Source organism: uncultured Clostridium sp. (assembly GCF_947039605.1).
GTDB lineage: Bacteria > Bacillota > Clostridia > Clostridiales > Clostridiaceae > Sarcina.
Genome location: NZ_CAMQZG010000003.1, coordinates 1 through 16,030, shown reverse-complemented (window position 1 = coordinate 16,030; position 16,030 = coordinate 1). Strand labels below are relative to the sequence as shown.

At 27.7% G+C, this 16,030-nt stretch carries 13 protein-coding genes; 11 read left to right on the top strand and 2 right to left on the bottom strand.

Annotated features, from left to right (window positions below; all coding sequences use genetic code 11):
* Positions 1 to 15: 15 nt before the first annotated feature.
* From nadA to recQ, 9 genes are all read left to right on the top strand, one after another.
* Positions 16 to 924: a quinolinate synthase NadA gene (nadA, locus tag Q0V24_RS02065; protein WP_297518239.1), complete on the top strand. Its 909-nt coding sequence runs from the start codon at positions 16 to 18 to the stop codon at positions 922 to 924.
* A gap of 194 nt (positions 925 to 1,118) precedes the next feature.
* Entirely contained in the window at positions 1,119 to 2,678 is a 1,560-nt protein-coding gene (locus tag Q0V24_RS02060) for an SH3 domain-containing C40 family peptidase (RefSeq protein ID WP_297518236.1), read from the top strand.
* 121 nt (positions 2,679 to 2,799) lie between these two features.
* Positions 2,800 to 5,055 (top strand): hypothetical protein, encoded by a 2,256-nt coding sequence (locus tag Q0V24_RS02055; RefSeq protein ID WP_297518233.1) that lies wholly within the window; start codon positions 2,800 to 2,802, stop codon positions 5,053 to 5,055.
* 108 nt (positions 5,056 to 5,163) lie between these two features.
* Positions 5,164 to 6,627 carry a threonine synthase gene (gene thrC, locus Q0V24_RS02050; RefSeq protein WP_297518231.1) on the top strand — a complete coding sequence of 488 codons (1,464 nt, stop codon included), beginning with the start codon at positions 5,164 to 5,166 and terminating at the stop codon, positions 6,625 to 6,627.
* A gap of 2 nt (positions 6,628 to 6,629) precedes the next feature.
* Entirely contained in the window at positions 6,630 to 7,529 is a 900-nt protein-coding gene (gene thrB / locus Q0V24_RS02045) for a homoserine kinase (protein ID WP_297518228.1), read from the top strand.
* Positions 7,530 to 7,538: 9 nt separating this feature from the next.
* Positions 7,539 to 7,976 (top strand): ACT domain-containing protein, encoded by a 438-nt coding sequence (locus Q0V24_RS02040; protein ID WP_297518225.1) that lies wholly within the window; start codon positions 7,539 to 7,541, stop codon positions 7,974 to 7,976.
* A 158-nt stretch (positions 7,977 to 8,134) separates the two neighbouring features.
* Entirely contained in the window at positions 8,135 to 9,280 is a 1,146-nt protein-coding gene (locus tag Q0V24_RS02035; RefSeq protein ID WP_297518223.1) for a cysteine desulfurase family protein, read from the top strand.
* Positions 9,277 to 10,431, top strand: a complete 1,155-nt coding sequence (thiI, locus tag Q0V24_RS02030) for a tRNA uracil 4-sulfurtransferase ThiI (RefSeq protein WP_297518220.1) — start codon at positions 9,277 to 9,279, stop codon at positions 10,429 to 10,431. The genes Q0V24_RS02035 and thiI overlap by 4 nt, the downstream gene beginning before the upstream one ends.
* A gap of 103 nt (positions 10,432 to 10,534) precedes the next feature.
* Complete coding sequence (gene recQ / locus Q0V24_RS02025) at positions 10,535 to 12,982, top strand: DNA helicase RecQ (RefSeq protein WP_297518217.1); 2,448 nt, start codon at positions 10,535 to 10,537, stop codon at positions 12,980 to 12,982.
* A 45-nt stretch (positions 12,983 to 13,027) separates the two neighbouring features.
* Here recQ and Q0V24_RS02020 read toward each other — a convergent pair whose 3' ends face one another.
* On the bottom strand, positions 13,028 to 13,648 hold the full coding sequence (locus tag Q0V24_RS02020; protein ID WP_297518215.1) for a 3'-5' exonuclease: 621 nt from the start codon (positions 13,646 to 13,648) through the stop codon (positions 13,028 to 13,030).
* 145 nt (positions 13,649 to 13,793) lie between these two features.
* Here Q0V24_RS02020 and Q0V24_RS02015 point away from each other — a divergent pair, with 145 nt between their 5' ends.
* Positions 13,794 to 14,618 (top strand): hypothetical protein, encoded by an 825-nt coding sequence (locus tag Q0V24_RS02015; RefSeq protein WP_297518212.1) that lies wholly within the window; start codon positions 13,794 to 13,796, stop codon positions 14,616 to 14,618.
* Between the two features lie 27 nt (positions 14,619 to 14,645).
* Here Q0V24_RS02015 and Q0V24_RS02010 read toward each other — a convergent pair whose 3' ends face one another.
* Positions 14,646 to 15,416, bottom strand: coding sequence for a biotin--[acetyl-CoA-carboxylase] ligase (locus tag Q0V24_RS02010; protein WP_297518210.1), 771 nt, complete (start codon positions 15,414 to 15,416; stop codon positions 14,646 to 14,648).
* A gap of 142 nt (positions 15,417 to 15,558) precedes the next feature.
* Between Q0V24_RS02010 and Q0V24_RS02005 the strand changes: the two genes are divergently transcribed.
* On the top strand, positions 15,559 to 16,030 hold a 472-nt coding region (locus Q0V24_RS02005), incomplete at its 3' end, for a PIN domain-containing protein (protein ID WP_297518207.1).

The following is a 16,030-nucleotide window of genomic DNA, read 5'->3' as shown; positions in this document are numbered from 1 at the left end:
TTGGAAGGGGATAAAATGGATTATATAGAAGGGATACAAAAATTAAAAAAAGAAAAAGGGGCTTTGATTTTAGCTCACTATTATCAAAATGAAGAAATAAAAGCTTTAGCGGATTATATTGGAGATTCTTATTATCTTTCAAAAATAGCTAAGGAGTCACTAAGTGAATTTATAGTTTTCTGTGGAGTTAATTTTATGGCAGAAAGTGCAAAGATATTATCACCGAATAAAAGAGTATTTATACCAGTAAAAGATGCAGGGTGTATAATGGCTGATATGGTAAATTCAACTGATTTATTAGAACTTAAATCAAAGTATGATGATGTAGCGATAGTTACATATATCAATTCATCTACAGAAGTTAAAGCAATATCAGATGTTATAGTAACTTCATCTAATGCACAAAAAATAGTTTCTAAAATTAAAAATAAAAACATTATATTTGCACCTGATAGAAACTTAGGATCATATATTGGTGAGCAGATAGAAGATAAAAATATGATATTATGGCAAGGGTTTTGTCCAATTCATGAGAGTGTTGCTATAGAAGAAGTAATTAAATTTAGAGAAAAGTATTCTAATTCTATTGTTTTAACACACCCTGAGTGTCAAAAAGAAATAAGAGATATTTCAACATATGTAGGTAGTACTAGTGGAATATTAGCAGAAGCTAATAAGTATACAAATAAGGATATATTAATTGTGACTGAGGAAGGGATGATTTCAGATTTAAAGAATGATAATCCTAACAATAATAGATATCATACATTTACAGATAGAATGATTTGTTGTAATATGAAAAAAATTAAAGTTGAAGATTTATATCTTGCTTTACTTGAGGAGAAAGAAGAAATTTTTATAGAAAATGATTTAATTAGGAAAGCTAGTGTTGCCTTGAATAAAATGCATGAATTGGCAAATTAATAATAAAAGGTGGATATATATTGATAATATATTCGCCTTTTCTTTTCTTTTGATATTAATTTACAAAATGTTTAATCAATAATACTAAAATATCTATATTCTAGCGTTATAATATGAAAAACGATAGAAAATATATAAAAATAGTATAAAACGTAATTATTAATAGTTTTATGTTTTAATTGGGGGAATAAAGAATGAAGAAAAAAATAGCAGCATTAGTTTTAGCAGCATCTGCTAGTATAGCTATGACAAATGCCCAAACTGAAAAAGTTTTTGCAGATGAACTAGAAGGTATAAAGGCAATACCTCAAACTGAAAGTAATTTAAATATAAATAGATCAACTCAAAAAGCAAAAGTTGTAAATGTATCAACAAATTTACGAGTAAGAGCATCAGCTGATGCAAATTCAAAAGTTATTGGAAGTTTAAGTCCTAGCTCAGTAGTTAATGTGACTGGAAAAACTGGAGCATGGTATAAGATAGAATATAATGGAATGAGTGGATATTCACATAGTGATTTCCTACAAGTTGTTTCAGGTGGCAATGATAATGATAATATAGTTACAAGTAAAAAAGGGCAAGTTATAAATGTATCAACAAGTTTAAGAATAAGATCGTCGGCTAGTACAAGTTCAAGCATTGTTGGTTACTTATACCCGAATGAGAAGGTTGACATAATAAGTTCAACTGGAAGTTGGTATAAAATCAAACAAGGTGGAAAAATAGGATTTGTACATAAAGATTATTTAAAAGTTATTAGTGGTGGAAGCACAGATATAGATAAACCTGTAGTTCCAGAGGTACCTGAAGTTACACCACAATCAAAAACTGGACAAGTTACGAATGTATCAACAAGTTTAAGAGTAAGATCATCGGCTAGTACAAGTTCAAGTATAGTGGGTCATCTATATCCAAATGAAAAGGTTGCTATAACAGGGGAATCAGGAAGTTGGTATAAAATTAAACATGATGGTAAAGCAGGATTTGTTCATAAAGATTATTTAAAGGTTGTAAATGGCGGAAGCACAGATATTGATAAACCTGTAGTTCCAGAAATACCAGATGTTAAGCCAGAATCAGGTAAAGGTCAAGTTGTAAATATAAGTTCTAATTTAAGAATAAGAAGTACAGCTAGCACATCTGGAAGTATTATTGGATATTTAGTTTCTGGAGATGTATTTGACATAACAGGTAAAAGTGGAAGTTGGTTTAAAATAAATCATAAGGGAAAAGTTGGTTATGTTCATTCTGATTACGTAAAAAAAGTAGATTCAAGTACTGATGGCGGTAATGGTGGACAAGTAACTAATAAATATGAGCAAATACTAAATATAATGAAAGCTCATGTTGGAACACCATATATTTATGGTGGCAGTGGTGAGGAGATTACAACTTCATCATTAAATGTGTTAAAGAAAAGATTCCCAGACCATGCAGCGAAGGGGTCATATAATATTGCATCTAAATATATAAATTCAGGATATAGAGCATTTGATTGTTCTGGTCTTATGCAATGGTCATTTAGACAAGCGGGAGTAAATATTGGAAGAACAACATATGATCAAGTTAAAGCTGGATATGAAGTTTCGCCAAGTACTGCAAAAGCAGGTGATTTATTATTCTTTAGTAATTTAGGACATGTTGGAATGTATATTGGGAATGGTCAATGGATAGAGTCACCAAAACCAGGACAAACAGTAAGAATTGCTAATGTACCTTGGAATTTAATTGGAAGAGCAAGAAGAGTTTTATAAGAAATATGAGTTAGTCTTTAAAAAGACTAACTCTTTTTTGTTTTACATAATAAATTATGTATTTTTTTACATTAACCTCAATAGAATATAAATAAGAATAATTTATATATTAGGGGGAAATATGGATAAAGGATATGAAAGCATTTTAAAGGTGTTAAATGAAGAGGAAAAAATAATATTTACAACAGATAAAAACTTTAAGTTTGGAGAGAAAAACACACTAGTAACAGGGGATAAGTTTTTTTGTATAAGTAATTTAGGTGTTATTTATATAGCAGATAAAAGTAGAAGGTTAAAAGCTATAAAGGTAAATAAATATGATCATAAAGAAAAAAATCTAAAATTTAAAGTTTTAAATAAGGAGAATATAGTAGCGATAAATTCAAGGGAGTTTACTGATAATAGAAATGATGGATTTATAATAAATATGAAAATGGATGATTTTGTTAATGTGTGCAAAAAAGTTACTAAAAATCCATTTAAAGTTGAATGGAAGAAGTATACGGCAAAAATAGATGAGGGTGCATATGAGAGTGCAATTATAACATTAAAAGAGGAGTTAATAAGTGTAAATACACTAAATTATAAGGTTGATCTTAATTATAAAGATATTATTGATTTTAAGGTTAAGGGAGATTCTATTCATATAATAAGTAATGATAAGGAAGCTTATAATACCCTTATATATGGATTTAATAAAAGTGTAGATTTAATATCAAAGAAAATTTTTGATTTTAGAAATACAAAAGCTAATGAAAATAAACATATAACTTATTTTAAAGATGATTATGAAGATTTAGATCAATTAGGTGCAAAAGAAGTTGTTATAGAGAGCTATACACAAACTAAAACATTAGATAAACCAACAATAGATGCAACTATTATTGATACTGATGGAAGCTTTAGAGCAGAGCTTGATAAAACGATATCGCATTATTATAAAAAAGAAATTGAAACTTTAAAAGTTGAAAAAGAAGTAAGTATAGAACCTAAAATTGACGTTAATACAATTAAGGCAGAGATATCGAAAAATCTTTTTACAAAAAACAATATAGAGTTAAAAAAAGTAGATACGAGTTCATATGGAAAATTATTTGGTTATTTAAACTCAATTATGTATAAAGGAAGAAATGCAGAAATTTCAATTGAGGATGAATTTAAAATTATAGATAAAGAATTAGATAAAGAACTTATTAGTGTATCGTTTAGTGAGTTTGAATATACAAAAAATGATACTGTAATAATCTTAAGACAAGAAGAGAATATGATGCTTATCAATTTAGAGGAACAAGATTTAGATTTGGATTTAATTATGAAAAATCATATAAAGACTGATAAATATATAGGATATACAAGTGAATTCCAACCATTTGAAGTAGAGTTTGAAAAAGAAAAACTAATCCTAAAACAAGGGAAAAACTTTACTCTAAGAGAAATAAATTCAAATGAAATAGCTGACATTAATATATTAGAAGGTAATTTAAATTTTGAGAATATAGCAATAACTCTTACAAATTCTGAAATTTATAAGATATTTATCATGAGAACTGCAGTTAAAGACTTTATAAAAGAACTTTATAAGATTAAAACCTATAAAAAATATATAAATCTTGAAGAAGATAAGCTAGTTGAGATTTTTAATGATACTATAATTGATGAATTGAAAATATTCTATTTTGCAGATATTTTTAAGATGAAAGTTTTAATTGATGATTTTTATAAAAGTGATGTAAAAAATAGAAAACAACTAATAGAAACAATTTATAATACGGTATCTAAATTGAAAAAATCTTATGACTTAACATCTATGTACTATTTTGAGAAATTTGATATTAATTTTGATTTTAAAAAAATAGAAAAAGTTATATTTTTAGAAAAAATTCAAAATGAGATAGGAAGTAGCTTAAATACTATTGCAAATTCATTAAGTAGACTAAGTTGTTTAACCGGTGATAAAGTAACAACGGTTATTAATTCAAAATTAAGTAATGATATGGAGTATGTTTTTGAGAAAATAGGAATTAATTTAGTTAATTGTAGTTATAGTGAAGTTATTTTAAATAGTGAAATTGATGATTATAAGTTTGATGAGATTATAAAAGAAGTCGCATTAGAGTTAAACTATATATTAGGAATTAAATTAAACTATTATTATAAATTAGTAAAATGTGTTGTGAGTGAAATTAATTTAAGTTCTGAACTAACAAATGAAAAGTTAATAGAGTTTATAATAGAGTTTTTTGTTGAGATGCAAATGAAAAGTAGGACTGATAATAAAACAAGATTAAAGGATATTTTAGTATCTATAAATAAGCTTAATGTATCTAATAAAAAAAATATTAATAAAATAGATGTATTAAATTTAGTAACTTTTTAAAAATAGGTGTTCTCTCTTAGAAAACACTTGTCTTTGAATGGGTAACATGTTATATTTTAATTGTAATAAATTTACAGGGTAAGATTAATTAAACTTGGGGTGTTTAAAATGAATTTTATAAGTACAAGAAATGTAAAAGAGGTAAAGTCTTCAGCAGAAGCAATAATCAAGGGGTTATCAGAAACAGGGGGACTATATGTACCTGAAAAACTTCCGAATTTGAAAGAGAATCTTTATAGTTTAAAAGATTTAAATTATGAAGAATTAGCGTTTCAAATAATAAAAGAATTCTTTGGTGATCTTGGGGAAGATACTATCAAAGAGTGTGTAGATAATGCGTATAAAGGAAAGTTTGAAGTTCATGTAGAGAATAAGTTTTTAGAACTTTATCATGGACCAACATCAGCTTTTAAGGATGCAGCATTATTATTTTTACCACAGATAATGAAAAAGGCTAAAGATTTATCTGGAGTAGAAGAGGAAATTGTTATTTTAACAGCAACATCTGGGGATACTGGAAAAGCTGCATTAGAAGGATTTAAAAATATAGAAGGACTTAAAGTTATAGTTTTCTATCCTAAAAATGGAGTGAGTAAAATACAAGAATATCAGATGCTTACACAAAGTGGAAATAATGTAGATGTAGTATCTATAAATGGAAACTTTGATGATGCTCAAAGTGGTGTTAAGGCAATTTTCTCTGACGACGAGTTTAAAGAGACTATGAAAAAAAATAATATATTGTTTAGTTCAGCTAATTCTATAAATATAGCAAGGCTTGTTCCTCAAATTGTATATTATTTTTATGGATACTTTAAACTTTTAAATGAAAATAAAATTAAGGTAGATGAAAAAATAAATGTTGTTGTTCCAACAGGTAACTTTGGGAATATATTAGCAGCATATTATTCTAAACAAATGGGATTACCAATAGATAACTTTATTTGTGCATCTAATGAAAACAATGTATTAACTGATTTTATAAATACAAAAGTTTATGATAAAAATAGAGAATTAATACTTACAGCCTCACCTTCTATGGATATACTTGTTAGTTCAAATTTAGAAAGACTATTATTTGAAGTATCAAATAGAAATGATGTAGAAGTTGCAGCACTTATGAATTCTTTGAATATTAAAGGACATTATGAAATTAGCGATACTATAAAAGATAATATGCAAGATTTTTATGCATATTCAGCAAATAAGGAAGATATCTATAAAGATATAAAGACTGTATTTAATGAAGAAAATTATCTTATGGATACACATACAGCAGTTGCATATAGTGCATATAAGCAATATGTAAAAAAAACTGGTGATGAAAAAGAAGTTCTTATAGCATCAACAGCTTCACCATATAAATTTATAAAAAGTATTGCAGAGGCTATAGAGCTTAAAGTAGATGGAAATACAGATGAATTTGAATTATTAAAAGTTTTAAATAAAAAGACAGGTATAGAGATTCCAGATGGACTTAAAGATTTAAATCATAAAGAATTACTTCATAATTTAACTTGTAATAAGGAAGATATGAAACTTATTATAAAAAAAATAATGGAGTGTAAATAGTTATGAGTTATATAATTAAAGTTCCAGCAACATCTGCTAATATCGGAGCAGGTTTTGATACTATGGGTCTTGCAGTTTCTTTATATAATATATTTGAAATAGAAGAAATTTCTAAGGGGTTAGAGTTTGAAGGTTTTGAAAAAAATTTTTCTAATGAAAACAATATAGTTTATACTTCTATGATTAATTTATTAAATCGAGTATCTTATGATATTAAAGGGTTTAGAATTAAACTTTTAAAACAAGATATTCCGGTAACAAGAGGGCTAGGAAGTAGTTCAAGTTGCATTATAGCAGGGCTTATTGCAGGAAATAAAATCTTGAATAATCTTTTTGATAATCATGAAATATTAAAAATTGCGACTGAAATAGAAGGACATCCTGATAATGTAGCGCCTGCTTTACTTGGTGGTTTTGTAGTATCTATTGTAGAAAATGGAATGGTATATTATAATAAAATTGATTTAGATAGAAATTTGTCATTTTTTGCATGTATTCCAAGTTTTGAGTTATCAACACAAGAGGCAAGAGAAGCACTTCCAAAAAGTTATTCTGTCAGTGATGGAGTATATAATATTAGTAGGGCGGCACTTGCAACAAGTGCATTTTGCACTAAAAAATATCACTTATTAGATGTAGCATGTTCAGATACTTTCCATGAACCATATAGGAAGAAATATATAGCAGATTATGATAATATTAAGAATATATTAAAAGATAACAAAATAAGCTGTAGTTTTTTAAGTGGGGCAGGTCCAACTATTATGGGAATAAAGGAACTTATAAAATCAGAAGAGATAATTTTTGAAAAGTTAACTTGTGATGTTAAAAATTTAGATACTAAATGGTCAATTTCAGAATTAAAGGCAGACAACATAGGGGCAATAGTAGAAGAAAGGTGATTTTAAAATATGAAGAATCAATGGCTAGTTATTGATAAAAAAGTATTACCAGAAGTTTTTGAGAAAGTTATAAAAGCAAAGAGACTTTTAAAAGAAGGTACTGTTAGAGAAATAACAGAAGCTACAAAACAAGTAGGTATAAGTAGAAGTGTATATTATAAATATAAGGATTATGTTTTTGAATTTTCAGAGACATCATATGGTAAAAAGTTTATATTTAATATGGTTGTTACTCACAAAAAAGGAGTTTTATCAAGTGTATTAAATCTATTATCAGAATATGGTGCTAATATCCTTACAATAGATCAAAGTATACCTATTAACAATTCAGCATATGTAAGTATAACTATTGATATATCATCTGTAGATGTTGATATATATGAAATATTAAGTCAAATTGGTAGTATTGATGGCGTTGAAAAAACAGAGTTTGTTGCAATGGAATAGAATTTTGGGCAGGGGATTGTAATCTCCTGCCTTTTATGGCTATACTTTTGTTGAAAAACAATGAAATTAAAAAAAATATGTGTTAGAATATATTAGTTAAGAATAGGATTTTAAAATATATTTTGTTATTTTAAAAAGAAATGAAAGGAGAGCTAGTTATGGAAGTGTATTTTGATAATAGTGCAACTACTAAAGCATACGAGGAAGTTTGCGTTGATATGTCTTTAGCTATGAGAGAATATTATGCTAATCCATCATCATTACATAAATTAGGTCTTAAATGCCAAAGAAGATTAATAGAGGCAAGAGAAGGTATAGCTAAAACTATAAATGCTACTAAGGAAGAGATATTATTTATATCAGGTGGTAGTGAGGGTAATAATACAATCCTTAGAGGGATTGCAAAACCAGGAAATCATATTATTACAACTGCATTTGAACACCCAAGTGTTTTAGATACTTGCAGAGAATTAGAAGCTAAAGGGGTTAGAGTTACTTATTTAGGTTTAGATTCAAATGGAAGAATCGACTTAGATGTGCTTAAGAATAGCATTACTAAAGATACTGTATTAGTATCTATAATGCATGTTAATAATGAAATTGGTTCAATAAGTGACCTTGAGGCAATTGGGAAGATAATAAAAGAAAATAGCCAAAGAGCAAAGTATCATGTAGATGGTGTGCAAGGATATGGAAAGTTTAAAGTTGATGTTAAAAAATTAAATATAGATTTTTATAGTATATCAGCTCATAAAATACATGGTCCAAAGGGTATTGGATTTTTATATATGAAAAAAGACTTGAATTTTGCATCACTTATAACAGGTGGGGGTCAAGAATCAGGACATAGAGCAGGAACTGAAAATTTACCAGCTATAATTGGTATGCAAAAAGCATGTGAAATTACAATGCAAAATTTAGATAAGAGTTTTGAAACTGTAAAAGAATTAAAAACTTATTTTGTTGAAAGATTAAGTGAAATAGAAAATATAAGAATCAATAGTAAGGTTGAAGATTTTATGAGTCCTTATATTTTAAATGTATCATTTATAGGTGCAAGAGCAGAAGTGTTACTTCATTTATTAGAAGATAGTGATATATATATTTCAACTGGTTCAGCTTGTTCATCAAAAAAAGTTATAAGCAAGGGCAGTCATGTTCTTAATGCTATAGGATTAAAGCCAAATGAAATAGAAAGTGCTATAAGATTTAGTTTTTCTGGAGAGAATACTAAAGATGAAGCCGATTATGTTATTGCCGCTTTAAAGAAATCATTATTATTCTTAAGGAGATTTAAAAGATGAAAAAATTAATATTAGTTAAATATGCACCTGAGATATTTTTAAAAGGACTTAACAAAGGTAAATTTGAAAGTAAACTTAGAAGTAATATTCAAAAGAAACTTAAAAATGTAGAACATAGAATATTCTCAGATCAAGGAAGATGGTTCATTGAAAGTGAAAATCTTGAAGAAGTTATTCAAATAGTAAGAAAAGTTTTTGGAATAACAGAACTTGTTATTGTCACTAAAATTGATAGAGACTATGATCAAATTAAAGATTTAGCTTTAGATAAAGTTAAAGAATCAGGAGTAAAGACTTTTAAAGTTGAAACTAACAGAGCTGATAAAAGATTCCCTAAAAACTCAATGGAAGTTTCAAGAGAAGTTGGTGGATATGTACTTCAAGGCATGGGCGGCGAAGTTTCAGTTAAAATAAAAGATCCTGAATGTTTAGTTAAGATAGAAATTAGAGAACATGCTTATGTATGGACTAACCATGATATAGTTAAAGCTGTAAGAGGATTACCTTATGGTATGAATGGAAGTACAATGCTTATGCTTTCAGGTGGTATAGATTCACCGGTAGCTGGTTATCAGTTAGCTAAAAGAGGAGTTGAAGTAAACTGTGTTTATTATCACTCACACCCATATACATCAGAGCGTGCTAAGGATAAAGTTAAAGATTTAGCAAAAATACTTGCAGGATATACAGAGAAAATCAATTTATATGTTGTTCCATTTACAGAAATTCAAATGGAAATAATAGATAAGTGTAAAGAAGATGAGCTTACAATACTTATGAGAAGATTCATGATGAGAGTTGCTTGTTCTCTTGCAGAGAAAAAAGGAATACAATCAGTTGCTTCAGGAGAAAGTATAGGGCAAGTTGCATCTCAAACAATGGAAGGACTTATTGTAAGTAGTGACTGTGCTGATAGACCAGTATTTAGACCACTTATCACAATGGATAAAGAAGAAATAATGGATGTTGCAAGAGAGATAGGAACATACGAAACTTCAATTCTTCCATATGAAGATTGTTGTACAATATTCGTTCCAAAGCATCCTAAGACAAAACCAAGACTTGAAGATATGAAAAAATCAGAAGAGGTTCTTGATGTTGAAAAGTTAGTTGAAAAAGCTATAGAAGAAATGGAAGTTTATACTTTCTAATTCTAAAAGATGTCTAAAGTAATTTAGGCATCTTTTTCTTTTGTATGATAAACTATAAATTAGTTAATAATTAAAGTTAAAAGGAACTTCGGAGGTAAATATATTGATTTTAAAAGCTAAAAATTTATTAGAAAAAATTTATGGGTATAAAGATTTTAAAAAAGGGCAGGAAGAAATAATAAAATCTGTTTTAGATAGAAGAGATACTCTTGGGGTTATGCCTACTGGTGGAGGTAAATCTGTTTGTTATCAAATTCCAGCACTTGTTTTAGATGGAATTACAATAGTTATCTCACCATTAATATCTTTAATGAAGGATCAGGTAGATACTTTAAATGAGATAGGAATAAATTCTGCATTTTTAAATAGTACACTTAGTGCTATAGAACAAGAAGAAATTTTATTTAGAATTAGAAATAATGATTTAAAACTGTTATACATAGCACCAGAGAGATTAAATAGTATGGAGCTTATAAATGTACTGAATAGTATTAAAGTTGCTCAAGTAGCTATAGATGAAGCTCACTGCGTATCACAATGGGGACATGATTTTAGAACGAGCTATAAAAATATAGTTCCATTTATATATAAATTAAATGAACGTCCTGTTATTACAGCATTTACAGCTACAGCCTCTAGTGCTGTTAGGGATGATATATTAAATATATTAGGACTTATAGAACCAAATGTTTTTGTAACAGGGTTTGATAGAGAAAATATAGAGATTGAAGTTTTAAAAGGTGTAGACAAGAAGTCTTATGTTTTAGAATATATAAAAGAGAATATATCAGAGAGTGGAATAATATATGCTTCAACTAGAAAAGAAGTTGAATTGATGTGGGCATTTTTAATGAAAAATAATATCCCTACATTGAAATATCATGCTGGATTGTCTGATCAAGAAAGAAGACAAAATCAAGAGGACTTTATATTTGATAAAGTTTCAATAATGGTTGCAACAAATGCCTTTGGTATGGGAATAGATAAACCTAACGTTAGATTTGTTATACATTATGCTATGCCACAAAGTATAGAGGCTTACTATCAAGAGATAGGTAGAGCAGGTAGAGATGGAGAAAAAAGTAAAGCTATCTTATTATTTTCAAGTGCAGATGTTCAAACACAAAAATATCTTATAGATATATCAGTACTTAATTTTGATAGAAAAGAAGAATCATTTAAAAAACTTCAAAAAATGCTAGATTATGTTTATAGTAATGGTTGTTATAGAGCATATATTTTAAATCATTTTGGTGAAGAGGCTAATGAAAAATGTGATAATTGTAGTAACTGTTTAGTTGAGGGTGAAGAGATTGATAGAACACTTGAGGCACAAAAAGTTTTATCTTGTGTTTATAGAATGAAAAGACCTTACGGCGTAGGGGTTATAGTGGATGTTTTAAGAGGTTCTAAGGTTAAAAAGATATTAGACCTTGGGTTTAATACAGTATCTACTTATGGGCTTATGAGAGAGTATACAAAGGATGATTTAAAAGAATTTATTAATACACTAATCTCTCATGGATATTTAAGCATGACTCCTAGTGAATATCCTACTATATTTGTTAATCAAACTTCTATGGATATTTTAAAGGGAAATAAACTTGTAGTATTTAAAGAAGTTAAAATAAGACGTAATATAGAGAAAGAAAACGAACTATATACTATCTTAAAAGAAATTAGATATGAAATCTCGATTGAGAAGGGAATACCTCCTTATGCAATATTTGGAGATTCAAGTTTAAAAGAAATGTCTATTAGATACCCAAGAACTAAAGAAGAATTTATAAGTGTTCAGGGTGTTGGTGAGAAAAGATATGAGAATTATGGTGAGAGATTTATTGATATCATAAAAGAGTATGTTTCTGATAATGATATTAAAGTTGAGGTTACTATTGGAACTAAAACTGCTGTAAAAAAAGAATTAGATAGCATGCCTTTAGATGTTATTAGTAATAACGAACTACTAGAAAAGCTTTTAGAGGTTAGAGATACTCTTGCTAAAAAAGAAAATACGTATAAATCATATATTCTGCCATTAAATTCTTTAAAAGAAATGAGTGGTAGATTCCCAAAAGATACAGATGAATTTACAGATATTTCGGGAGTTGGTCCTAAAAAGGTAGAAAATTATGCTAGTGCATTCTTAGATGTAGTTAATGCTTATATTTTAGAAAATAATATTTCTACTCAGTGGATTGAGAAAAAAAGAAGAAAAGTTGTAATTGATGGCGAAACAAGAACAGCAAAAGAAATTACAATAGATGAATTAAAAAACAAAACAGCATTAGATGATATTTCAAAAATATTAGAACTTTCTATCTCTACAATCCTTGGATACGTAACAGAATATATTATGGATGGAAATGAATATACATTTGAGCTAAATCTTGAAAAGTATTATTCAGATAGTGAAGAACAGGCAATAATGACTGCTTGTGATAAGCTTGGTATAGATAATATAGCAAAATTAAAAAAGGAACTACCAAGAGAGTTTAGATATGAGAGCATAAGAGCTATCATATTAAATAAATATATATTAAATGTCTAAAAAAAGTAGCTATGCACATGCGTAGCTACTTTTTTTAAGTTGATTTTACTTAAAACTAAGTATATTGGTAAAGTAATTTCTAGGTATAAGACCTTTTTTGATTCCTTCTATAACTACTAAATAAGTAGCAGCTGTATCAAATCTAGCATCATGATAATTTCCACTACCATCAAAAAGTTTATTTGCTGTTTCAACAATTTTTTCATCTGTTATTCCAAGGAAATTAACTGCTTCTGCAAGTTTAGGATTTTTATATCCACCAGATGGCTTCATGATTTTGCATACATCTTTGTAGTATTTCATTGTACAGAATATGTTTTTAGGTTGATATTCTGTATCCATATAAAGTGCTTCTAGTTCATGCTTTAAAAATTTTATGTCAAATGGGACATTGTGTCCTATTACAAAATCAGCATTTGTAAAATCCTCTATGAATGTTTCAAATTGATCTTCAAAATATTGCCCTTTACTTAGTTCATATAACTTTTCAAGTGAGAATCCATGAACTTTTTGAGCTTCAGGGTCCATTTCTTCAACTGTAAAGAAGAAGTTATGTCCTGTTGTTTTTTGTGGTTTGCAGTCTGTGTCAGTAAGTATATAACTTAATTGGCATATGCTACCTGGTCTTATGCTTGTTGTTTCTGTATCAAAAAATAATAATTTCATTTTTAATGCTCCTTAAAATCTAAGTATATATATATAATAATACACTTTACATAAAAACTGCAATAAATAAAAATTTAATACAAATGTATAAAAAAGATGAAAACGTGGCATATTATTTGTAGTATTTCATTTAGGAGGAAACAGAATGAACAAAAATTTAAGAACGATATGTGCAACACTTGCAATATCATTACTACCTATAGGTGCAACATGTTATGCAAAACCAGTTGTAGAGGAGAGATATGAGACAATCTGGGTTGAAGCAGAGAAGAAAGTAGAAGATACTAAGGAGAAGGCAGAGAAAACATCTGCTAGTGAACATTCAATTGATGATGTTTTAAGATTTAAGAGTGATAAAGAAAAATATGATTCTAATATGGGAAAAGAAATAACTTTAAAAATTAAAGTATGTAAACTTAAAGTAAGTGATGATCAAAGTTATATTATGAGTAAAGATAGTTCAATGAAAAAAGCTAAATGTATAACTAATAAAGCTGAGGCATCAAAATGCAAAGAGGGAGATGAAGTTATAGTAGTCGGAACTCTTAAAGAAATTAAAGGAAATAAAATTTTACTTGAAAATACTAAGGTTATAAAAGTTATAGATGTAAATAAAAAAGAGTATAACAAAGATAAATATAAAGAAAAAGATAAATGTGAAGAGAAAGAAGAAAAAAACACTAAAGAAGATAAGTGCGGAAATGATAGAAAATCTGATAAGAAAGAAAAAAAAGTAGAAGATAAGAAAACTCATTCTAAAGATGTTTCTGAGAAAAAAGATGAGAAAAAAACATCAAGTGAAAAGATAGAAAAAGACAAGAAAGATGAAAAGACTGATTCTAAGATAGAAGCAGAGAAAATAGAAAAAGCAGAAAAGACATCAAGTGATGAGAAAAAAGAAAAAGTAGAGAGTAAAGAAACTAATAGTCCTAAAGAAGAGGACTCTAAAGAGAATAAAGTAAAAGAGTAACCGAGGCTTAAAGCCTCGGTCTTTTTCTTATATATAGTCTTTTAAGCCTGTTATTGAAAATTCACCAGAGTGTATAGAAAATTCAGTATTGGTTTGTATATTTAAAAGTTTAAGTGAACCATCTATATTTATATCTAGTACTTTGACATTTAGCATACGCTCATCATCTGATACAAGATTTACATTTCTATTTTGTAGAATGGAATATAATCTATATTCTTCAATTAGCTCTGTATTTGATTTATTAAGTAAAGATGTAAATTCATTAATTATAGTTGATATTATAAGTTCATCACTTGGAAGTGTGGAGTTAATTTCATTTAAAGCTATAAATTTATTTTTAACTTCATAACTTGGAAGTAATGATCTAACATTTAATCCTATTCCTACTACAAGGCAGGCAACTGCACCTTTTGAAATTTTAGATTCAACTAAAATCCCACCTGCTTTTTTATTATTAACAATAATATCATTAGGCCATTTTATCATCATATCCATATTAAGCTTTTTAAAAGCTCTTACAATTGAAAGTGAAGTTAGTAAGGGCATTAATTCAATATTTGTTAGATTCTCTTTTAGTAAAATTGAAAGATATATGCCACCCATTGGAGAAAACCATGTTCTATTATTTTTCCCACGCCCTAAAGTTTGAGTTTTAGCAATTATTATAGATTTATCTTCTAATTCAGAAAAATTATTTTTACAATATGTATTTGTAGAGTCAATTGTTTCATAGTATATAATAGAACTTTTAAATTTATTATCAAGTATGTTATTTTCTAGTAAGTTTATATTCATAAGAGCTCCTTATTTTGGATTTTATTTCTATTATAAAGAAATAAAAATTAAAAAGATAGGGGGAAGTATTTAATAGAGTTATTGAAAGTACTGCATATAATAATAGTAAAAGTGAAAGAGTTTCCTAAAGGAGTGGATTTCTTTGAAAAAAACTTATGTACTAGATACTAATGTATTATTACACTCACCTAAAGCACTATTTTCATTTAATGATAACTATGTAGTTATCCCAGATGTGGTGTTAGAAGAATTGGATAATATGAAGAAAGGTAACAATGATCTAGGTGTAAATGCTAGACATGTTGCAAGACTGTTAGATGGGTTAAGAGAAAATGGGAAATTAAGTGACGGTGTTTTAACAGAGTCTGGTGGAGAAATTAGAATTGAAAGCGCAGATTATGATGTTGATATACCAAAATCATGGGATGTTAATAAAGCTGATAATAGAATAATTCAAATATGTAAAGGGTTAAGTGATAAAGGTGAAGATGTAATACTTATTACTAAAGATATATTTGAAAGAATAAAAGCTGATACTGTTGGTATTAAATCAGAAGACTTTTATGAGGATGTTGTACCAAACTATGATCAGCAATATACTGCAAGAAAAGATG